The sequence below is a fragment of the Micromonospora sp. 4G55 genome, from assembly GCF_016803375.1.
The window spans coordinates 1-1,816 of sequence record NZ_JAEVHN010000913.1 but is presented as its reverse complement, the minus strand read 5'-3'; the positions used below and the strand labels follow the sequence as shown (position 1 = coordinate 1,816).

Here is a 1,816-nt window from a genome sequence, read left to right as displayed (position 1 = left end):
TCGGCTGGCGGTGTTGTTCACCGGTCAGGGCGCGCAGCGCCTGGGTATGGGTCGCTCGCTGCACGCGGCGTTCCCGGTCTTCGCTGCTGCGTTCGACGCGGTGGTGGCGGAGTTGGACGCGCATCTGGACCGGCCGTTGCGTGAGGTGGTCTGGGGTGATGACGAGGAGTTGATCCGGCGGACGGGTTACGCGCAGGCGGGGTTGTTCGCGGTCGAGGTGGCGTTGTTCCGGCTGGTGGAGTCGTGGGGTGTGCGGCCGGACTTCGTGGCGGGGCACTCGATCGGTGAGCTGGCCGCCGCGCACGTCGCCGGAGTCCTGTCGTTGCCTGACGCGGCGCGTCTGGTAGCGGCCCGGGGTCGGTTGATGCAGGCGTTGCCGGCTGGTGGGGCGATGGTTTCCATTCAGGCGTCGGAGGGGGAGGTGCGGGCGGCGCTGGCGGGTTCGGGTGCGGTGGTCGGGTCCTCTGGAGCTGATGACGCAAACGATTCACCCTCCAACGGCAACGGCAACGGCAACGGCAACGGCAACGGCAACGGCAACGGCAACGGCAACGGCAACGGCAACGGCAACGGCAACGGCGGCGCCACCGGTATCGACATCGGCCCGGTGGCCGGTGCGGGTGTGGACATCGCGGCGGTCAACGGTTCCCGTTCGGTGGTGATCTCTGGCCCGGAGGCTGCCGTGCTCGCCGTTGCGGAGCACTTCGCCAAGCTGGGTCGCAAGACCACCCGCCTGCGGGTGAGTCACGCGTTCCACAGCGGGCTGATGGACCCGATGCTCGACGAGTTCCGGACCGTCGCGGCAGACCTGACCTACGCCGAGCCGCAGCTCCCGGTCGTGTCCAACCTGACCGGCACCCTGGCGAGCAGCGAGCTGACCGAGCCCGACTACTGGGTGCGGCACGTCCGCGAGGCCGTCCGCTTCGCCGACGGCATCACCAGCCTGCACCAGGCCGGCGCGACCACGTTCCTGGAACTTGGCCCGGATGCCGCGCTCACCCCGATGATCGAGGGCATCCTCACCGACGAGGTCACCGTCGTGCCATCCCTGCGCCGGGGACACGACGAGCAGCGGCAGGCACTGACCGCCCTGGCCAGGCTGCACGTCACCGGTACCACCGTCGACTGGACGGCGCTGCTCCCGCAGACCACCCGCACCGTCGACCTGCCCACGTACCCGTTCCAGCGGCGGCGCTACTGGTTGAACCCGCTGCCGCCCGCCGGCGACGTCGGCTCGGTCGGGCTCGATCCGATCGGGCACCCGCTGCTCGGCGCCGCCGTACCGGCCGCCGACACCGACCGGGTGGTGCTCACCGGGCGGCTCGCCGTCGACCGGCAGCGCTGGCTGGCCGACCACGAGATCCTCGGTGCGGTACTGCTGCCCGGCACCGGCTTCGTCGAGCTCGCCGTCCGCGCCGGTGACCACGTCGGCTGCGGCCGGGTCGAGGAACTGACCCACCGGGCCCCCATGATCCTGCCCGGCCGGGGCGCGGTGGCCGTCCAGGTGGTGGTGGGGTCGCCCGACGACCACGGCGTACGCCAGATCGGGATCCACTCCCGACCCGAGGGCGGGGACGGAGTGTGGACCCTGCACGCCACCGGCGCGATCGCGCCGACCGCCGCCCCGGCCACCTGGGACCTCACCCAGTGGCCGCCGCCGGGGGCCACCGCGCTGCCGGTGGAGAGCTTCTACCCGGGGCTGCGCGCCCGCGGCTACGGCTACGGCCCGACGTTCCAGGGCCTGCGGGCCGCCTGGCGGCGCGGCGAGGACGTCTTCGCGGAGGTCGCGCTCCCCGAGGGCGAGGACGCCGAGCGG

At 72.7% G+C, this 1,816-nt stretch carries 1 protein-coding gene; it reads left to right on the top strand.

Annotation, left to right across the window (positions count from 1 at the left end; all coding sequences use genetic code 11):
- On the top strand, positions 1–1,816 hold a 1,816-nt coding region (locus JNW89_RS36045), incomplete at both ends, for an acyltransferase domain-containing protein (protein WP_238452408.1).